The 16,990-nt window shown below is 65.1% G+C and carries 20 protein-coding genes; 11 read left to right on the forward strand and 9 right to left on the reverse strand.

The genetic code is table 11. From position 1 onward, the window contains the following. Window positions 1-11: 11 nt before the first annotated feature. The 3 genes from WDM86_12435 to WDM86_12445 form a co-directional block, all read right to left on the reverse strand. Complete coding sequence (locus WDM86_12435; GenBank protein MEI9990838.1) at window positions 12-512, reverse strand: DUF2147 domain-containing protein; 501 nt, start codon at window positions 510-512, stop codon at window positions 12-14. Between the two features lie 92 nt (window positions 513-604). Continuing rightward, complete coding sequence (locus WDM86_12440; GenBank protein ID MEI9990839.1) at window positions 605-2,086, reverse strand: pyruvate kinase; 1,482 nt, start codon at window positions 2,084-2,086, stop codon at window positions 605-607. 340 nt (window positions 2,087-2,426) lie between these two features. Continuing rightward, entirely contained in the window at window positions 2,427-2,726 is a 300-nt protein-coding gene (locus tag WDM86_12445) for a helix-turn-helix transcriptional regulator (protein ID MEI9990840.1), read from the reverse strand. Window positions 2,727-2,887: 161 nt separating this feature from the next. On the opposite strand from WDM86_12445, the gene WDM86_12450 reads away from it, so the two are divergent. From WDM86_12450 to WDM86_12460, 3 genes are read left to right on the forward strand one after another with little or no spacing between them, the layout of a single operon-like run. Beyond that, window positions 2,888-3,484, forward strand: coding sequence for a BglII/BstYI family type II restriction endonuclease (locus WDM86_12450; protein MEI9990841.1), 597 nt, complete (start codon window positions 2,888-2,890; stop codon window positions 3,482-3,484). Further along, entirely contained in the window at window positions 3,465-4,109 is a 645-nt protein-coding gene (locus WDM86_12455; protein MEI9990842.1) for an MT-A70 family methyltransferase, read from the forward strand. The genes WDM86_12450 and WDM86_12455 overlap by 20 nt, the downstream gene beginning before the upstream one ends. A gap of 13 nt (window positions 4,110-4,122) precedes the next feature. Continuing rightward, window positions 4,123-5,799 carry an AIPR family protein gene (locus WDM86_12460; protein MEI9990843.1) on the forward strand — a complete coding sequence of 559 codons (1,677 nt, stop codon included), beginning with the start codon at window positions 4,123-4,125 and terminating at the stop codon, window positions 5,797-5,799. Window positions 5,800-5,821: 22 nt separating this feature from the next. On the opposite strand, the gene uvrB is transcribed toward WDM86_12460, so the two are convergent. Continuing rightward, window positions 5,822-8,353: an excinuclease ABC subunit UvrB gene (gene uvrB / locus WDM86_12465; protein MEI9990844.1), complete on the reverse strand. Its 2,532-nt coding sequence runs from the start codon at window positions 8,351-8,353 to the stop codon at window positions 5,822-5,824. A 90-nt stretch (window positions 8,354-8,443) separates the two neighbouring features. Between uvrB and WDM86_12470 the strand changes: the two genes are divergently transcribed. Continuing rightward, window positions 8,444-10,240: a RiPP maturation radical SAM C-methyltransferase gene (locus tag WDM86_12470; GenBank protein MEI9990845.1), complete on the forward strand. Its 1,797-nt coding sequence runs from the start codon at window positions 8,444-8,446 to the stop codon at window positions 10,238-10,240. A gap of 80 nt (window positions 10,241-10,320) precedes the next feature. After that, window positions 10,321-10,875, forward strand: a complete 555-nt coding sequence (locus WDM86_12475) for a TIGR00645 family protein (protein MEI9990846.1) — start codon at window positions 10,321-10,323, stop codon at window positions 10,873-10,875. Window positions 10,876-10,879: 4 nt separating this feature from the next. Here the strand turns inward: WDM86_12475 and WDM86_12480 are convergent, their stop codons facing one another. After that, window positions 10,880-11,584: a glutathione S-transferase family protein gene (locus WDM86_12480; GenBank protein ID MEI9990847.1), complete on the reverse strand. Its 705-nt coding sequence runs from the start codon at window positions 11,582-11,584 to the stop codon at window positions 10,880-10,882. A gap of 105 nt (window positions 11,585-11,689) precedes the next feature. Here WDM86_12480 and WDM86_12485 point away from each other — a divergent pair, with 105 nt between their 5' ends. Both WDM86_12485 and WDM86_12490 read left to right on the forward strand, forming a co-directional pair. Beyond that, window positions 11,690-12,100 carry a PaaI family thioesterase gene (locus WDM86_12485; GenBank protein MEI9990848.1) on the forward strand — a complete coding sequence of 137 codons (411 nt, stop codon included), beginning with the start codon at window positions 11,690-11,692 and terminating at the stop codon, window positions 12,098-12,100. A 6-nt stretch (window positions 12,101-12,106) separates the two neighbouring features. Continuing rightward, window positions 12,107-12,838, forward strand: coding sequence for a YafY family protein (locus WDM86_12490; GenBank protein MEI9990849.1), 732 nt, complete (start codon window positions 12,107-12,109; stop codon window positions 12,836-12,838). Here WDM86_12490 and WDM86_12495 read toward each other — a convergent pair whose 3' ends face one another. Beyond that, window positions 12,839-13,057 carry a hypothetical protein gene (locus tag WDM86_12495; GenBank protein ID MEI9990850.1) on the reverse strand — a complete coding sequence of 73 codons (219 nt, stop codon included), beginning with the start codon at window positions 13,055-13,057 and terminating at the stop codon, window positions 12,839-12,841. 238 nt (window positions 13,058-13,295) lie between these two features. Between WDM86_12495 and WDM86_12500 the strand changes: the two genes are divergently transcribed. Both WDM86_12500 and WDM86_12505 read left to right on the forward strand, forming a co-directional pair. Then, entirely contained in the window at window positions 13,296-13,715 is a 420-nt protein-coding gene (locus WDM86_12500; GenBank protein ID MEI9990851.1) for a hypothetical protein, read from the forward strand. 86 nt (window positions 13,716-13,801) lie between these two features. Beyond that, window positions 13,802-14,341 carry a hypothetical protein gene (locus tag WDM86_12505; GenBank protein ID MEI9990852.1) on the forward strand — a complete coding sequence of 180 codons (540 nt, stop codon included), beginning with the start codon at window positions 13,802-13,804 and terminating at the stop codon, window positions 14,339-14,341. 37 nt (window positions 14,342-14,378) lie between these two features. Here WDM86_12505 and WDM86_12510 read toward each other — a convergent pair whose 3' ends face one another. Beyond that, window positions 14,379-14,774, reverse strand: a complete 396-nt coding sequence (locus WDM86_12510; GenBank protein MEI9990853.1) for a hypothetical protein — start codon at window positions 14,772-14,774, stop codon at window positions 14,379-14,381. Window positions 14,775-14,784: 10 nt separating this feature from the next. Next, window positions 14,785-15,453: a lipid-binding SYLF domain-containing protein gene (locus WDM86_12515; GenBank protein MEI9990854.1), complete on the reverse strand. Its 669-nt coding sequence runs from the start codon at window positions 15,451-15,453 to the stop codon at window positions 14,785-14,787. 162 nt (window positions 15,454-15,615) lie between these two features. Between WDM86_12515 and WDM86_12520 the strand changes: the two genes are divergently transcribed. Together WDM86_12520 and WDM86_12525 are read left to right on the forward strand one after the other, a co-directional pair. Then, window positions 15,616-15,978, forward strand: coding sequence for a hypothetical protein (locus WDM86_12520; GenBank protein ID MEI9990855.1), 363 nt, complete (start codon window positions 15,616-15,618; stop codon window positions 15,976-15,978). Further along, the gene (locus WDM86_12525) at window positions 15,971-16,381 is read left to right on the forward strand and encodes a hypothetical protein (protein MEI9990856.1); all 411 of its coding nucleotides are present in this window, start codon (window positions 15,971-15,973) and stop codon (window positions 16,379-16,381) included. The genes WDM86_12520 and WDM86_12525 overlap by 8 nt, the downstream gene beginning before the upstream one ends. A 6-nt stretch (window positions 16,382-16,387) precedes the next feature. On the opposite strand, the gene WDM86_12530 is transcribed toward WDM86_12525, so the two are convergent. Then, window positions 16,388-16,966 carry a hypothetical protein gene (locus tag WDM86_12530; protein ID MEI9990857.1) on the reverse strand — a complete coding sequence of 193 codons (579 nt, stop codon included), beginning with the start codon at window positions 16,964-16,966 and terminating at the stop codon, window positions 16,388-16,390. Window positions 16,967-16,990 lie beyond the last annotated feature (24 nt).

The following is a 16,990-nucleotide window of genomic DNA, read 5'->3' on the forward strand; positions in this document are numbered from 1 at the left end:
CGCGCGGCGACTCAGCGCTCGCGGGTCCAGACGAAAGTGTGGCCGAACAAGGGGATCAGCACATAGGCGCGGATGCGCAGCGTGCCATCGTCCTGGATCGACATCGTGGCGGCGTAGTCCTCGCCGTCGTCGGGATTGTAGATCCTGCCGTCCTCCCAACTGTTGTCGCCGGTGCGGCGCAGATCGCGCAGCACCGTCAATCCCAACAGCGGCCGCCCGCGCAGCGCCGGATCCTTGTTCTTCAGATCGACCAGCGGCAGTCCCTGGGCATCGTTGGGCCACATGAACCAGACGATGGCGGCGCAGAGCCGCTCGCCGCAGGGCTTGATCTCGATCTTGATGCGCTTGTTGTCGTGCAGCCAGACGCCGACCGGCGTCGGGCTCGCCGCCCGGGCTGGCGCCGCCGCGAGAAGCGCGAGCAAAACAAAGCCGGCGGCGCGGCGCAGGACGGCGAGCCTTGCCGGAGTTCGGGCCGCGGAGGCTCTGGCGAAGGCAGTTTGCGCCACGGACATGATACGCGATCCCACGCTTGGCCGGCCCGCCTGCCGGCCAAGGCCGCAGTCTAGCCGATGGAAAGATCGCGCCTAGCCCGACGTTCCGACCGCTATTCGTCGGTCTTTTGCGGCCAGGAATGGAGGGCGCGCAGCGTCGGCGTCTTCTTGGTCTGGTTTTCGCCCATGCGCCGGATCAGGCGGTCGAGCGCATCGACGCCGGCGGCCAGGTTCGGTCCCTTGTTGAGCATCACGCATTCGGCCTGGACGGACATCGCCGCGTCCGTCATCTCGCCGCGCGAGGGCAGGCCCTCCTGGATGAGTCCCTCCAGCACCTGGGTCGCCCAGATCGCCGGGACCTGCGCGGCCTCGCAGAGCCAGAGGATCTCCTCCTGCATTTCGGCGACGCGCTCGAAGCCGATCTCCACCGCGAGGTCGCCGCGCGCGATCATCACCGCGAGCGGCTGGCGCCCGGCGGCCTGCACGATGATCTCCGGCAGGTTCAGGACGGCGGCGGGCGTTTCGATCTTTGCGACCAGGCCGAGCCGCTGCCAGTCCGGCCGCCGCGCCGCGAGTTCCTTCTGCAGCACCGCGACCTGCTTGCCGTTCTGCACGAAGGAATGGCCGACGAGGTCGGCGTGGCGCGCGACGAAATCGAGGTCGCGCAAATCCTTCTCGGTGAGCGGATCGAGATCGAGATCGACGGCGGGAAAATTGAGCCCGCGCCCGGCCTTGATCTTCACCCCCTTCAGGCGCCCGTCGGTGATCTTCACCGCGAAGCCGCCTTCGACGGCCGCGACGATCGTGCCGCGCAGCTTGCCGTCGTCGACCGAGACCGCGTCGCCGACCTTCAGCCGCTCCAGCACCCCCTTGGGCGCGCAGGTCGCCTGGAAGCCGAAGGCCTCGCGGCTGGCGTCGATCTTGGGGCAGAGCAGCAGCGTGTCGCCGACCAGAAGATGCTTGCGATCCGGCGGCGCGATGGTCTTTTCCATGCGCACCTTGGGGCCGGCGATATCCATCAGCACGCGGACCGGGCGCGCCGCGGCGCGGGTATTTTCGATCATGCGCCGCCAGACCTCGGCGTCGTCATGGCCGCAATTGATGCGCACGATGTCGGCGCCGCGCGCCACCAGATCGGGCACCAGCCGGGGATCGTCGGCCGCCTCGGTCCCGAGCGTCACCATGATGCGGCCGGAGCGGCCGTCGCGCGGCGGGCCGAACAGTTCGGCGGTGTTGGCCGCGAGCCGGACCGCGCCGCGGAAGAACTGGCGCTCGCCGGGACGCCGAAGATCGTCCGTTCCCGCCATCCGCCCCAGCGCCCAGGCGATGGTGTCGAGCGTCGTCAGGACATGGCCCTCGCAGCGGCCCAGCGAGGAAAGCCCCAGGACCATCAGGCGGCGCTGCAACTGGCGCAGATCGGCCCGTCTGAGGATGAGATAATGCGCGAAATTGAGCGGGCTTGCCACGAAGGCGCGCCGGTCGATCCGGGCGCGCCAAGTGCGGTAGAGCGCCTTTCCGTCGGCCGCTATCTCGTCGCGCAGCGCGCGGACATCGCGGAGCAGCACCGCAATCGAGTCGAGTTTTTCCAGGCCCATCGCGCGGCGGCTCCCAAGGGAAGATGACACGCGAGGATGACGGTTCGCCGGCGCGCCGGCGTTGAGCGAGGTCAGAGAGGTGCCGCGCGCATTCGATGCGAAAACGCGGTTCGAAGCGCGAGCCTTCGCCGCAAGCCTTTGATCCGCCGCCCCAAAGCGCATGGACAGCGCGGCGCGCGCGGGGGCGGGACACCGGCGCGCGGCCGCCCGACCGCGCGCGAAACGCGCAATCTCCCCTGCCTGTGACACGTCCGCTCTGGGTTCCATCGGAGGGACGTGGCGACCGCCCGGCGCCTTTTCAAGATATCCTCGCCCGGCTGCGCAGGTTGCAATGGCGCGCTTAAGGCACGGCGCGGCGCTTGCGCGGCACGGGCGCCAGCTTGATCTCCACCCGGCTGCCGGTGGCGGCGGCGTATTTGCGCAACGACGCCATCGAGGGCGACCGCCCACTCTCCAGCCGCGCCACGGCCGATTGCGAGGTGCCCATGCGCCGCGCGACCTGCGCCTGGGTGAGCCTGGCCCGCGTGCGGGCGGCGAGCAGTTCGTTGATGAGGGCGAACTCCTCTTCGAGGGCGTCGTATTCCTCCTTGACGGCGGGGTTTCTGAGCATCTTCCGCTTGAACGACACGATGCTTCTCATTCGTGTTTGTCCTTCATGGGCGACGGTGCAAAATCTCAATTTTGCTATATCTATCAGAGGTTGCGCCGGCTGCAATCTGGCTTGCAAGATGTTCCATTTGAGAACAAAGTGGCAACCGCCATCTCCTAGATCCTCGCGCACGCAGGCCCCATGCTCGTTCAATGCCGAATCATCCCCTTGTCCCGAAGGACATCACTGCCCGCTACCACGTGCAGGAGTGGCGGCACGGTTTGGCGATCCTGTCTACGGCGCACCCGAAGGAATGGAGCGAAGTTCTCGAAGCCCTTCGCGAGTTTCGGCTTCTCAAGAGCGACATTCTCAAGCCCGGTGGCAGGAAATCCGAAGTCGCCGGCAAGATCGACAGGGCGCTCACGGCGCGCGGATGGCGAGAGAAAGCCTTCGACACGAAGATTATCGTGGATGACGTTCCGCACCCATCGCCGACGCACTCCGTGGATTGCTACAAGAATCGGATCGCGCTCGAAGTCGAGTGGAACAACAAGGATCCGTTCTATGATCGCGACCTCAACAATTTCCGCCTGCTCTTCGATCTGCGGGCCATCGACGTCGGTGTCATCGTGACACGCTCAAGCGAATTGCAGGCGATTTTCGACGATCTGGGCCGAGGACCAAGCTATGGGGCTTCGACAACGCATTTCGCGAAGCTGCTGCCACGCATCGAAGGCGGTGGCGGAGGCGGGTGCCCCATCGTCGCCTTTGCGATCAAAAAGGAATGCTATGTCGACGACAGCGTCTGACGATCTTCGCGCCTTTGTCGGCAACCAGCGCTTCGGAACGGTGCTGGCCGATCCGCCGTGGCGCTTCGCCAACCGCACCGGAAAGATGGCGCCCGAGCACAAGCGGCTCGCGCGCTACGAAACGATGACGGTCGAGGAGATTTGCGCCCTGCCGGTGCCGCAGGTCGCGCGCGACCGCGCGCATCTTTATTTGTGGGTGCCGAACGCGTTGATGCCGGACGGGTTGCGCGTGCTCCAAGCGTGGGGGTTCACGTACAAGACCAATCTCATCTGGCATAAGGTGCGGAAGGACGGCGGCCCGGACGGCCGCGGGGTTGGCTTCTATTTCCGCAATGTGACCGAAATGGTTCTGTTCGGCGTGCGTGGAAAGAACATCCGCACGCTCGCGCCGGGACGCCGGCAGGTGAATTTCCTGGCGACGCGCAAACAGGAGCATTCGCGCAAGCCGGATGAGCAGTACGCGATTATTGAGGCATGCTCGGAAGGGCCGTATTTAGAGATGTTTGCGCGTGGTCGGCGCGATGGATGGACCTCGTGGGGCGCGCAGGCGGATGATGGATACCAACCAAGTTGGAAAACCTATGCACATAACTCAGGCGTCCTTCGAGCCGTCGGCGGTCGATAGGCGATAAGTTCAGATGGCAGAAGTTCAGCATGCGCAAATTAAAACCAAGCTGCTCGAACAGCTAGTCCCTCTTATTGACTTAGCAGATATCAGCAACAAGGCTCCAGCGGATCGAGAGGCTCATGCTCTATCTCGCGCGGTGGCGGCTGCGGCAATCAAAATCTCGGCCGAGGCAGACAATTCGATAGCGGCCGGTTCATTGGTCGATGGTGGAAAGGACAATGGCATTGACGCGATCTACTATGACCAGCAAGCTAAGACGCTTTTTTTGGTTCAGTCTAAATGGAGTAACTCTCACGCCAGCGCAATCGAAAGCGGCGAAATTCTAAAATTTCTCCAGGGCGTACAAGACTTAGTCTCACTGAAAAAGGATCGTTTTAACGAAAAAATTCAGAAACGATGGACCTTGATCGAAGACGCACTCAACAAGCTGACTAGCGTGCGGATGGTGGTCGCCTATCCGGGTTCGGGAAAGGTCGATGCTGACATCCAAAGCAAGATCGACGATTTCGTTCGAAGCCAAAACGATACATCTGATCTTTTCTTTTTCTCGGCTCTCACACAACGTGAATTGTTTCAGCATTTTGTTCAGGAGGCCGCGCCGCCTCAGATCAATCTAACAATTCGCCTTGCACATTATGGCCTAGTTGAAAGCCCACTCCGCGCTGTTTACGGCCAGGTTTCCGCAATTGACGTGGCTCAGTGGTATAGAGCGCATGGGAACAATTTGTTTGCGGGAAATATTCGAAACTTTCTTGGTTCCTCTGAGGTCAATGCTGCTATTGCCGAAACGCTAAAGTCCGAAGCCGAGAACTTCTGGTATTATAATAACGGAATTACGATCATCGCAGAGGATCTCAAGCGTCAACCCATAGGCGGTAATGATCGAAGCGTCGGAGTTTTTGAATGTAAGAACATCACGGTCGTCAATGGCGCGCAGACCGTCGGAACCATTGGCCGAACATTAATTGATGATTCTTCCGGATCATTCTTGCAGGCTCGATTGATAGTTGTGGACGATCCGGAATCCTCGCTGGGCAAGAGGATCACGCGCGCATCCAATACTCAGAATAAGATTGATGCACGAAATTTTGTGGCCTTGGATTCGGAGCAAGAGCGGATTCGTACTGAGTTGCTAATCGAAAAGGTTAGCTATGAATACCGAGAAGGAGAGCCACTGGAGTCGACGGCCGACGGTTTTGAATTCATCGAAGCTGTAACAACTCTTGCATGCGCTGGTGGCGATATGTCTTACGTTGCGTTGGCAAAGGGCTATGTTGGTGGCTTATATGCTGACATTACCGCAGCGCCATACAAAGCATTGTTCAACTCTTCAACCTCGTCGAGATATCTGTGGAGCGTCGTTAAGCTTGCTCGTCGTGTTGATAAAGCGATTCGTACTGCACCTGATCAATCCCCAACTGCGCGGGGAATAATTGTTCATGGCAACCGATTTGTCATGCACTGTATATTGCGGCGGTTGAGTCTCAACGGGGACTTGGCCCATGGTGATGCAATCTCGAACGAGGCCGTTGATGAGGCGGTGAACCACGTTCTTATTGGCGTTGGAAACGTCGTTAAAGAGAACTACGCGGACGCGTACCTAGCGCCGCTTTTCAAAAATGTCGGCAAGTGTTCCGATATTCGCGCCAAGTACGAGGGCGTTGGCGTTCAGCTCAGCCTCATTTGACTCTTGCTGTGCGAGTGGACGCCTACCGGCTCCTACTCCCAAACGTCTTCGGCACGCCCGGCCTTGTGGCCCGCTTCATCCTCGCGCCGCGGCTGGTTTTCTGATGTTTTGGCCCGCGCTGCGCGCCGCCCGCGTCTTCGCCGTCCCCCGCGCCATCCCGCACCGCCTTGAGGAAGGCGTCGTCCACCGCGCGGTCGACTTCGCTCTGCCTTGCGAAGGGATCGTCGGCGACGGCCAGTTCCACCGCCGTCAGGCGCTTGAGTTCGTCGCGCAGGCGGGCGGCTTCCTCGAACTCCAGGTCGGCGGCGGCTTCCTTCATCCGCTTCTCCAAATCGGCGATCGTCGCCTTGATGTTGTGGCCGACGAATTCGCGGCCCTCTTCGCCCACGCCGGCGTCCACCATCACATGGTCGCGCTCGTACATGCTGCCCATGATGTCGGCGATGTTCTTCTTCACGCTCGCCGGCGTGATGCCGTGCGCGGTGTTGTAGGCGCGCTGCTTCTCGCGGCGCCGGCTCGTCTCGGCCATGGCGCGCTCCATCGAGCCCGTCACATGATCCGCATACAGAATGACCTTGCCGTCCACGTTGCGCGCGGCGCGGCCGATGGTCTGGATCAGCGAGGTCTCGCTGCGCAGGAAGCCCTCCTTGTCGGCGTCCAGGATCGCGACCAGGGCACATTCGGGAATGTCGAGGCCCTCGCGCAACAGGTTGATGCCGATCAGCACGTCGAAGGCGCCGAGCCGCAGGTCGCGGATGATCTCGATGCGCTCCAAGGTTTCCACGTCGGAGTGCATGTAGCGCACGCGGATGCCCTGCTCGTGCATGTATTCGGTCAAATCCTCCGCCATCTTCTTGGTCAGCGTGGTGACCAAAGCGCGGAAGCCCTTCTTGGCGATGTCGCGGCATTCGGCGATCAAATCGTCCACCTGGTGCTCGACCGGGCGGATCTCGACCGGCGGATCGATCAGGCCGGTCGGCCGGATCACCTGCTCGGTGAAGACGCCGCCGGTGCGCTCCATCTCCCACGGGCCGGGCGTGGCGCTGACATAGACGGTGGCGGGGCGCATCGCGTCCCATTCCTCGAATTTCAGCGGCCGGTTGTCGATGCAGGAGGGCAGGCGGAAGCCGAATTCGGCCAGCGTGTATTTGCGGCGGTAGTCGCCTTTGTACATCGCGCCGATCTGCGGCACCGTCACGTGGCTCTCGTCACAGAACACCAGCGCGTTGTCGGGGATGTATTCGAACAGCGTCGGCGGCGGCTCGCCGGGCTTGCGTCCCGTCAGCCAGCGCGAATAGTTCTCGATGCCGGCGCAACTGCCGGTCGCCTCGATCATCTCGATGTCGAAATTGGTGCGCTGTTCCAGGCGCTGGGCTTCCAGCAGCTTGCCTTGCTCGCGGAATTCCGCGAGGCGGGTGATCAGCTCGGCCTTGATGCCCTTGAGGGCCTGCTGCAGCGTCGGGCGCGGCGTGACGTAGTGCGAATTGGCGTAGATCTTGATCGTGTCGAGGCTGCCGGCGGGGCGGCCCGTGAGCGGATCGAATTCGGTGATCGAGTCCACCACATCGCCGAACAGCTCGACGCGCCAGGCGCGGTCTTCGTAATGCGCCGGGAAGATGTCCACCGTGTCGCCGCGCACGCGGAAGGCGCCGCGCGTGAAATTGTTGTCGTTGCGCCGGTATTGCAGGGCGCTGAGCTGCTGCTGCATCTCCATGCGGTCGAGCTTCTTGCCGCGCGCGATGGTGACGGCGGTGCCCGAATAGGTCTCCACCGCGCCGATGCCGTAGATGCAGGAGACCGAGGCGACGATGATCACATCGTCGCGTTCCAGGATCGCGCGCGTCGCCGAATGGCGCATGCGGTCGATCTCCTCGTTCACGCTCGAATCTTTTTCGATATAGGTGTCGGTGCGCGGGATATAGGCTTCCGGCTGGTAGTAGTCGTAATACGAGACGAAATACTCCACCGCGTTGTTGGGGAAGAAGCTCTTGAACTCGCTGTAGAGCTGGGCGGCCAGCGTCTTGTTCGGCGCGAGGATGAGGGCGGGGCGCTGCACCGCCTCGATCACTTTGGCCATGGTGAAGGTCTTGCCCGATCCGGTGACGCCGAGCAGCACCTGGTCGCGCTCGCCAATGACGCCGTGATTGACGACGCCGCTGTCGTCTTGTGGGCGCGCGCCCTCGCCGGTGCCGAGGCCCTCGCCCTTGAGGCCGGCGACGAGATCGCCGATGGCGGTCGGCTGGTCGCCGGCCGGGGTGTATTCGCTGACCAGCTTGAACAGCTTGCCGCCTTCGGATTTTTCCGGGCGGGCGGGGCGATGGGGCACGAATCCGGCGAGTTCGGCGCCGGAGGAACCGTGCAGCGGCAGGTTGCCGATGGGCGGCGGCGCTGGATCGTACGCATCGCCCGCCGGCACGAGATTGAGCGGGACCGCCTCCACCGCGCCGCGGAACTTGGCCGCCGCTTCGCTCACGCCCTTGGGGGAGCGTGCCTTGCCGCGGGTGCGCGGAACCATGCCGTTGTTGTGCGCCATGCCGCCAATATAAGCGGCCATGGCCGTCTTTGCAGCCCGGCACCTGCCGCCTGCCGACAGAAAGATGCACTGCAAGACGACACATGCTATCGTGGCCGCCGAGGAATTTGCATGACCGCCGCCCAGACGGACGTGTGCTTCGTTGTGCCGGATTTCTCCTCGGTGCAGCACACGCCGATCGGCGTCTCGGTGCTGACGGCGGCCTGCCGGGCCCAGGGGCTCACGGTCGGCACGGTCTACGCCAATCTCCTCCTGGCCGCGCGCGTCGGTTACGACCTCTATGAGGAAATCTGCGCCATCCTGCCGACGAAGCAGACCGGCGAATACGTCTTCAAGCCCTTCGCCTATCCGCCCGAGGTCCTCGCGACAATTCCGGACGGCGACCTGCCGTTGCGCTCGCGCGAACTCGTTGCCGCGATGGAACCGGCGATCGCCGCGCATCTGAACGAGGTCGTGGCCGCCATCGCGGCGCGCCGCCCCCGCATCGTCGCGCTCACCAGCACCTTCCAGCAGAACATGAGCGCCTTCGCGATCGCGCGGCGCGTGCGCGCCGCGCTGCCCGACGCGCTGATCGTGATCGGCGGCGCGAATGTCGCGGGCGTGATGGCGACCGGCCTTGCTCGCGTGTTCGACTGCGTGGATTATTTCTTCGACGGCGAAGGCGACATCGTCTTTCCGGCGTTCTGCGAGGACCATCTGCGCCGCGGCGTGCGGCCGGCGGCGCGCATCGTCGCCTGTGAGCCCGTCTCGGACATGGCGGCGTCCCCCGCCGCGGACGAATCCGATTTCGTGGCGGCCCTGCGCGAACTCCAGGACGCCGGCCGGCTGCCGGCCACGTTGCCGCACTACGCCGACTACGAATCCTCGCGCGGCTGCTGGTGGGGCGTCAAGAACCACTGCACCTTCTGCGGCCTCAACGCCAAGGGCATGGCGTTCCGCGAAAAAAGCGCCGACCGTGTCGTCGACGAGATCGCCGAGGTCGCGGCGCGGTGGCCGGGGCGGGTGGTCCGCACCGTCGACAACATCATGCCGACCAGCTTTTTCGAGAACGTCCTGCCGCGCCTGGCCGCCAAGGCGCATCGCCCGGAGCTGTTCTACGAGGTCAAGGCGAATCTCAAGGAGGCGCAGATCGCCCAGATGCGGCGCGCCGGCATCGCCTCGATCCAGCCGGGAATCGAATCCCTCTCGACCCCGGTGCTCAAGCTGATGCGCAAGGGCGTTTCGGCGCACCAGAACATCACCCTGCTGCGTCTCTGCGAGACTTACGGGATGCGGGTCGGCTGGAACCTGATCTACGGTTTTCCCGGCGAGAAGCTCGAACACTATCGCGAGTCCCTGGCGCTCATGCCGCTGATCGCGCATCTGCGCCCGCCGGACGGATTTTCGCGCATCATGCTCGATCGCTTCAGCCCCTATCACAGCGACGGCGAAAGCTTCGGCATCGCCGGATCGGTGCCGTTCGAAAGCTATTACGGTCTCTACCCGCCGGACGCGCCGCTCGACGACATCGCCTATCATTTCTGGGGCCGCTATACGACGCCGCTGCTCGACGACGCGCCGTTGCGCGCCGAACTGGCCGCCGCGGTGGACCGCTGGCACAGCCTGTGGCGGGGCGGCGCCAGGCCCCGGCTCCGCATGATGCGGACCGGGGGCGGCAAGCTGATCGTGGCGGACACCCGCGGCTTCTCCCTGCCGTCGGTGACGCCGCTTGCCGATGGCGCCGGCGAGGCGCTCGTCTTTTTCGAGCGTCCGCGGCGGCCCGGCGAGCTGTCGGACGCCGCCGCCGCCCATGTCGAAGAGCTCCTTGCGCACCGCTTCGTCGTCGCGCATGAGGGGCTGCTGCTCAGCGTCGTCGTGCGCGAGCCGACAAATGACGTTCAGCCGGTTGCGGCGCTCGCCACGGCGTGATCCGGTTCGCCAAAGAAAACGCCTTCCCGCCGACTTTGAAATTCAGGCACAATGCCCGCGGATTCGGAGCGAACGACACCATGCACCAGCGCAGATTCATCGAAGCCGCTCTCGAAGGCGTGCTGTTCAATTCCCGCTGGCTGATGGCGCCGGCCTATGTCGGGCTCGTCGTCTCGCTCGCCATGCTGCTCGTCACCTTCGTCCGCGAATTGATCGAGGCGCTGCCGCTCGTGCTGCACATGACGAACGAGGAGATCATTCTCCTGGTGCTGTCGCTGATCGATCTGTCGCTGGCGATGAACCTCGTCCTGATCGTGGTGTTCTCCGGCTACGAGAATTTCGTCTCCAAGATCGACACCGGCGGCAGCGAGGACCGGCCGGACTGGATGGGCACGCTCGATTTCTCCGGCCTCAAGATGAAGCTGATCGGCTCGATCGTGGCGATCAGCGCGATCTCGCTGCTGCGCGCCTTCATGACGGTGAGCGACTTCACCCAGCCGGTCGACGCCGCGCGGCTGGGCTGGATGATCGGCCTGCACATGACCTTCATCGTCTCGGGCCTTTTGTTCGCCATGATGGACTGGGTCGCCTCGCAGATCGGCGAGAAGGGCAAGCTCGAGAGTCCGCACGACTGAAGGATCATGCCATGGCTGGTTCGAAGGCCGGGTAGTATTGCCCCATCATCCGCCCGCTATAGGCGACAAGGTTGTCGTGGCCGCTGGCCGCGTCGCGCACGCCCGACGTGAAGAACGGCGTCAGGATGGCGGCGAGCATGGCGAAGGCGGTGGCGTCGGCGCCGCAGGGATCGTCGCCCATGAGGTAGCGCTTGGTGCCCAGAAGCACCGAGAGGCTCTTCAGGCTGCGCGCCGCCAGCCAGACGATCTCGTCGGGCCCGTGCCGTCCCAGCCCATGGCCATGCAGAGTGGCGCGCACCTGGGCGCGGGCGGCGGCCCGCGCGCCGTCCGGCGCGCCGTCGAAGAAATGCGCCGGCCCCTTGGCGAAATTGGCGTCGTCGATCCAGCGCGCATGCACCAGCGCGAAGTAAAGGTGGTTCTCCAGCATCCGCTCCACGGCCCAGGCTTCCGCCTTCTGTTCATCCGTCAGCGCGCGATCGAAATCGGCGCCGTGCGCCTCTTCGAGATGGTGCCGGATGAAGGTCGAATCCGCGATCACCACGCCGTCATCGGCGATGAACGGCACCTTCCCGGTGGGCGATTGGGGCGGCGCGCCGCGCTCGCGCCGGTAAGGGATGGCGGCCATCCGAAGCTGCACCTCCGTCTTCATCACGAAAGGGCTGGGGTCGGGAAGGCCGAAGGCCGGGCCGAAGCCGTACAGGGTGATCATCGCGGGGCGCCCTCCAAGGTGCGGGCTTTTCTTATCCGCCGCCTCCTGACAACATGCTGTCAGCAGTCTGGCAGCAGGATCGGGCGCCATAGAGGGACCTTCGCCATGACTGGGAGCCTGTTCGACCGATTCCCGCTGCCCGCCTGCGCGCGGCTCCTGGGCTGGACGCTGCTCGATCACGATGCGGCGCGCGGCTGGATCAAGGTCGGGTTCGAGGGGCGGCCCGACTTCGCCAATTTCGCCGGCACGATCCAGGGCGGCTTCCTCACCGCCATGCTGGACGACACGATGGGCCCCGCGATCGTGCTCAAATCGGGCGGGCGGCTGAACGCGCCGACCATCGACCTGCATGTGCATTTCCTGGCTCCCGCCAAAGTGGGGCGGTTCGTGTGCGAGGCCGAGGTCGTCCAGCTCGGCCGGACCATCGCCTTCGTCGAAGGCCGCCTCCGCGACGCGTCGGGCACCGCGGTCGCGCGCGGCACGGCGAGCGGCCGCGTCGTCGCGCTGGCGGCGTAGCGCGTCATGCGACGGGCGGAACGGCTTTTCCAGATCATCCAGATTCTGCGCCGCTCCAAGCGCCACCCGATCCGCGCCGGCGACATCGCGGAGGAGTTGGAGACCTCGCTGCGCACGGTCTATCGCGACATCGCCCAGCTTCTGGCGGAGCGCGTGCCGATCCGCGGCGAGGCCGGCATCGGCTATATCCTGGAAGACGGTTTCGACATGCCGCCGCTGATGCTGACGGCCGACGAGATCGAGGCCGCGATGCTCGGCGCCCAATGGGTGATGGGGCGCGGCGACGAGGGCCTGGTGCGCGCGGCGCGCGACCTCGTCGCCAAGATCGGCGCGGTGGTGCCGGCGCATCTGCGGCCTTTGGCGCTCGATTCCACGCTGCATTCGCCCAATTGGCGGCGCATCGAGACCGACGCGGTCGACATGGCGCGGGTGCGCGCCGCGATCCATGCCCAGACCAAGATCCGCATCGCCTATGGCGACGAGCAGGGCCGCGAGACCGAACGCACGATCTGGCCGATCGCGGTCAGCTATTGGGATACGGTGCGCGTGGTGGTCGGCTGGTGCGAATTGCGCAAGGCCTTCCGCAGCTTTCGCACCGACCGGTTGCGCGCCGCCGATTTCACCGCCGAGCGCTATCCGATCCCGCGCACGCGGCTGACGGCGCAATGGAAGAAGGAGATGAACGAGCAGGTCGAGCGCGGCGACTACGAGAAGCGCCGCGCGGCGCGGCGCACCTGATCAGGCATGCGGTCCCGTGAGGAGCCGCAGCGCCGCGACCGCGATCCACAGGGCGCCGACGAATTGCAGCAGCGCCGGATGCGGCAGCCAGTCCGGGCGGGCGGCGACACGGCGTCCTTGCAAGCCCGCCTCGCGCATGCCGTTCCGCTCCACGGCGCCGGATCGGTTCCGGCGCACCGGCGAAAGCAACGCAAGCCAAGCCGCAAGGTTCCGGCGCATGTCATTCCTCATCCGATGAACGATGTCGCAAAGGTGTTGATGATCCGTTGCCGGCGGACGGACATTCCCGGTACGGACGACAAGCGCAAGCGCCATCTACCCAGATCGGGTACTCCGGCCGTGGACGGCCGCCGCCAACTGTTGGTAGGCGATGTCCACAGGTCTTCCAGTTGTGATTGCGCCAGGGGACAGGGCTGGCGCCGGATCGACGGGGCGTCGCAGCCGACGGGGTTGGCACATGTCGAATACGGACGAGGCCCGCATCGCCGGGCGGCTTTCGGTTGCCTATATGATGACACTCGCCAGCGAGGTTTTGCGGCGTTTTCCGGTCGATATGCTTGATCTTCTGCTGATCACGACGATCGCGAATTTCAACCAGATGGCCGAGGCGGGGACGGAACGCCGCCACGCGCCGGAGCCTGTCGGCATCAGCCGCAACGCGGTCAGCCGCGCGATCAACGTGCCGCTCGAAACCGTGCGCCGGCGCATCGCGGGGCTGATCGACCGGAAGATCCTGGTCGAACGGCCCGATGGGATCGTGTTCACGCCCGACAATCCGATCGGCCTGGGCAACAACGCCGATCTGTCGGCGCTCAACCTCGACCTGCTGCGCCGGCTCTTCCGTGGCCTCAAGGCCGAGGGAATCGATCTGGACTAGATCGCCGCCGCGCATCTTGCCAAAGTCGGTTCGCGCCGCGGGCGAGCGCGCGGCACCACGGCTCGCGTTCGGCTGGAGGCAGGGACATGCAGGAAACCAAACCGCCGCGTTCCAAACGCGTCATCCGCAAGGACGCCACGCCGGACGATCTGCTTCCCGAGCCCGGACCGTCGGTGCGCGATCATCCCTATTCGCGGTTCATCGCCCATTGCGTGGCGGAGTTCATCCTGCGCTCGGCCGAAGGCATGAGCGAGGTGTTCGACCACGATTACGAGGCGGCGATCCTGTTCATCAGCATCTCCAACCGCAATTCGGAGAAGGTCATGAGCGATCCCAAGCTGCGCAAGGCCTATGGCAGCTACCAGACGACGATCCCGCCCGAGCACACGCTTCTGAGCAACCGCATGGCGCTGGCGCGCGCCACCGGGCTGCCACGCGAGACGGTCCGGCGCAAGGTGGGCAAGCTGATCGAAAAAGGCTGGGTGGTCGAGCTGCCGGGCGGATTGCGGGCGCGGCCCGACCTCAACCGCCACCGGACCTATATCGCGTCGCTGGAGCCGCAGGCCCAGAACCTGCGCCGCCTGTTCACGCTGCTGCTGAGCACCGGCGCGCTCAATCCGGTGTGATTTCGGAGTTCACCCTCCCACAAGGAGAGGGTGGAATTTACTTCACCGCCGCCAGGGCCGTCGCCACGTCGGCGGCGTCCTTCTGCGCGGTCGCAAGATCGGTCGCCGCGAGACCGGCGCGCACGGTATCGGCCGCCGCTTCCAGCGCCGTCTTCTTCGCCGCGTCGGTGGTGTCGGGAATGGCGCCGGCGCCCGAATTGGCGCACGGGTTCAGGTTCTTCGGATCGAAGCCGGGGCCACCCGGCCCGACCAGGCAGTTCAGCGCGTGATGCAGGTGCATCTGCGTGCCCGCAAGATCGGAGGCCTTGCTCGCCAGGCCGGCATGGGTGCCGGCCGTGACGATCTCGCCCGCCGCGTCGGCCGCCAGCACTGGCAGCGGCGCGAGCAGCAGGGCCGCGATCGCGGCCCCGCTCAGCACATCGCGTGCTCTCATCGTTTTCATCCTACCAGACGGTCGCGAGATTGCGCTGCAGCGCGCGCGTTCCCGGCTTGCTGTAGCGGTTGGCGAGGATCGCCGACACGGTCGCGCCGCGGCCGTAGAAATCGGCGTTCGAGTCATCGTTCGCCTTCACCACCGAGCCGTTGAAGGTCAGCCCGCCATAGGCGCCGGTGCCCGAGCTCCACACCACGATATCGCCGCCGCGCACCGTGGTGGCGCCCTCGGCCGCCGAACTCAGCGTCACGACGGTCAGCCCAGCGCCGGCGCCGAGCTTGGTCTCGCCCTGCTGGATGCCGCGCAGGCCGCGCTCGGTCATGATGATCATCACCAGCTCCGCCTGCTGCAGGCCGATCTGCAGGCCGAACGAGGCCGAGGCCAGCGAGAAGAAAGCGGGCGAACTCCAGGTCCGGCCGCTGCGCCGCAAGAGCACGCCGTCGCCGCCTTCGGCGCCGAAGATGAAGCCGCCCTTGACCAGGCGGGGCACGATCAGCACGGCGCGGGCGGTGTGGATCATGCGGGCGGCCTGCGCGAAAGCGGGGTCGCTGCGGAAATGATCGACGGTGCGGTTGGCTTGCGCCAGCAAGGCGGTTTCGTCGGAGGCCTGGGCGGCGGAAGCGCCGATCAAGGCAGCGGCGAACGCCACCGCAGCGGCGAGCTTGGCAAAGGCTTTCATGGAATGGGGGTCCTTTTCAGTGCGCGGTTAGCCTAAACCTTTGGCCCAGGCTTATGAAGCCGATCCGCCGCGCCTTGTGTGCGCTGCAGCATGGAGATCCGCATCCTTGACGGCCACGCTCTTAAACCCCACATGTGTCAAGTGGTTCCCGGGGATGAACAGATGAGCGACGCCGCACCGCAACCCGCCGTACCGGCCGCCGCACCGCCCTCCACCGACACGCGAACGCTGGCGATCATCGTCTACGGGCTTTATATCGGCGCGGTGGTGACCGGCGGCCTCGCCGGGCTGGTCGGCGTGATCCTGGCCTATATCAAGCGCGACGAGAGCCGCGGCACGATCTGGGAGAGCCATTTCAACAACGCGATCCAGGCCTTCTGGATCTGGCTCATCATGTTCGTGGTCGGCGTGGCGACCGCCTGGATCGTGGTCGGCATCTTCGTGATCGGCGCGGCTTTCATCTATTTCCTCTATCGCACCATCAAGGGCCTGGTCGCGGCCATCGAGTCGAGACCCTATGTCTGAGGTCCCGGCGCGAGGCGAATTGCGCGTCGTCGTCCTGATTGCCTATGGGCTGTTCCTGCTGGCGCTGGTCAACGGCGTCACCGCGATCGCCGGCGTCATCCTCGCCTACCTCAAGCGCGACGAGGCGCGGGGCACGATCTGGGAAGGCCATCTGCGCAATCTCATCTGGGTGTTCTGGATCGGCGTGGTGGTGGCCTGCGCCGCGCTGGCGCTGATCCTGCCGGCGCTGTCGACGCTGGTCTTCTCGCTGATCGCGACCAACGGCAATCCGCCGCCGTCGCTGGTCGGCGGCCTCGCCGCGCTGGTGCCGCTTCTGTGGCTCGCCGGCGTCATCTTCGTGATCTGGTATCTCTACCGCACGATCGGCGGCTTCGTCCGCGCCCTGGACGGCAAGGCGTATTGACGAATCCTACTCGCTGTCGAAACGCTCGTCGGGCAGGCGGTGCGGGTTGGCGATGGCGTGGCCGATCGGCCGCGTGCGCATCAGGAACAGCCCGATCACGCCCAGCATCAGCGCGAGCGAGAACGAGTAGGGCACGAAGCTGTAGATCTGCCATTGCACGGCGGCGGCGGCATGGAAGCTCATCCCCATCTCGGCGCCCCACAGCGTGCAGCTTCCGATCCCCGCCTCGCTCACCGTGCAGCCCGGATACATCGCGGTGAACACCACCGCCATCGGCACGATCAGCGCCGCCAGCGGCAGCAGCAGGAAGGTGAGCGCCGCGCAGAGCGGACGGCGCGCGAACAGGCTTGCGATGGTCGCCGCGAAGGCGATGGCGAGCAGGACGAAGGAGTTGGAATTGATCGTCCAGGCGAGGCCGAGCGCATCGCGCAGGCCGCCGCCGAGCGCCAGGCCGCGGCACAATTCCGGCCCCGGCGCGCATTGCGCCCCCAGCGCGACGAGGCGCACGATCCAAGCCATCACCGCCGGTCCGATCAGGACCGCGATGCACGCCGCCCAGATATTCCGCGCGGTATGACGTCGCACGATTTCGTCTTCGCCCATGCCCGC

This window comes from Rhizomicrobium sp., assembly GCA_037200045.1.
Taxonomy (GTDB): domain Bacteria; phylum Pseudomonadota; class Alphaproteobacteria; order Micropepsales; family Micropepsaceae; genus Rhizomicrobium.

Excerpts from the sequence above, each read along its gene's own strand:
- uvrB (MEI9990844.1), bottom strand. The coding sequence starts at position 8,353 with ATGGCCGCTTATATTGGCGGCATGGCGCACAACAACGGCATGGTTCCG.
- WDM86_12520 (MEI9990855.1), top strand. The coding sequence starts at position 15,616 with ATGAGCGACGCCGCACCGCAACCCGCCGTACCGGCCGCCGCACCGCCC.
- WDM86_12440 (MEI9990839.1), bottom strand. The coding sequence starts at position 2,086 with ATGGGCCTGGAAAAACTCGACTCGATTGCGGTGCTGCTCCGCGATGTC.
- WDM86_12510 (MEI9990853.1), bottom strand. The coding sequence starts at position 14,774 with ATGAGAGCACGCGATGTGCTGAGCGGGGCCGCGATCGCGGCCCTGCTG.
- WDM86_12475 (MEI9990846.1), top strand. The coding sequence starts at position 10,321 with ATGCACCAGCGCAGATTCATCGAAGCCGCTCTCGAAGGCGTGCTGTTC.
- WDM86_12505 (MEI9990852.1), top strand. The coding sequence starts at position 13,802 with ATGCAGGAAACCAAACCGCCGCGTTCCAAACGCGTCATCCGCAAGGAC.
- WDM86_12485 (MEI9990848.1), top strand. The coding sequence starts at position 11,690 with ATGACTGGGAGCCTGTTCGACCGATTCCCGCTGCCCGCCTGCGCGCGG.
- WDM86_12480 (MEI9990847.1), bottom strand. The coding sequence starts at position 11,584 with ATGATCACCCTGTACGGCTTCGGCCCGGCCTTCGGCCTTCCCGACCCC.
- WDM86_12490 (MEI9990849.1), top strand. The coding sequence starts at position 12,107 with ATGCGACGGGCGGAACGGCTTTTCCAGATCATCCAGATTCTGCGCCGC.
- WDM86_12495 (MEI9990850.1), bottom strand. The coding sequence starts at position 13,057 with ATGCGCCGGAACCTTGCGGCTTGGCTTGCGTTGCTTTCGCCGGTGCGC.
- WDM86_12460 (MEI9990843.1), top strand. The coding sequence starts at position 4,123 with ATGGCAGAAGTTCAGCATGCGCAAATTAAAACCAAGCTGCTCGAACAG.
- WDM86_12470 (MEI9990845.1), top strand. The coding sequence starts at position 8,444 with ATGACCGCCGCCCAGACGGACGTGTGCTTCGTTGTGCCGGATTTCTCC.
- WDM86_12435 (MEI9990838.1), bottom strand. The coding sequence starts at position 512 with ATGTCCGTGGCGCAAACTGCCTTCGCCAGAGCCTCCGCGGCCCGAACT.
- WDM86_12450 (MEI9990841.1), top strand. The coding sequence starts at position 2,888 with ATGCCGAATCATCCCCTTGTCCCGAAGGACATCACTGCCCGCTACCAC.
- WDM86_12445 (MEI9990840.1), bottom strand. The coding sequence starts at position 2,726 with ATGAGAAGCATCGTGTCGTTCAAGCGGAAGATGCTCAGAAACCCCGCC.
- WDM86_12515 (MEI9990854.1), bottom strand. The coding sequence starts at position 15,453 with ATGAAAGCCTTTGCCAAGCTCGCCGCTGCGGTGGCGTTCGCCGCTGCC.
- WDM86_12525 (MEI9990856.1), top strand. The coding sequence starts at position 15,971 with ATGTCTGAGGTCCCGGCGCGAGGCGAATTGCGCGTCGTCGTCCTGATT.
- WDM86_12500 (MEI9990851.1), top strand. The coding sequence starts at position 13,296 with ATGTCGAATACGGACGAGGCCCGCATCGCCGGGCGGCTTTCGGTTGCC.
- WDM86_12455 (MEI9990842.1), top strand. The coding sequence starts at position 3,465 with ATGTCGACGACAGCGTCTGACGATCTTCGCGCCTTTGTCGGCAACCAG.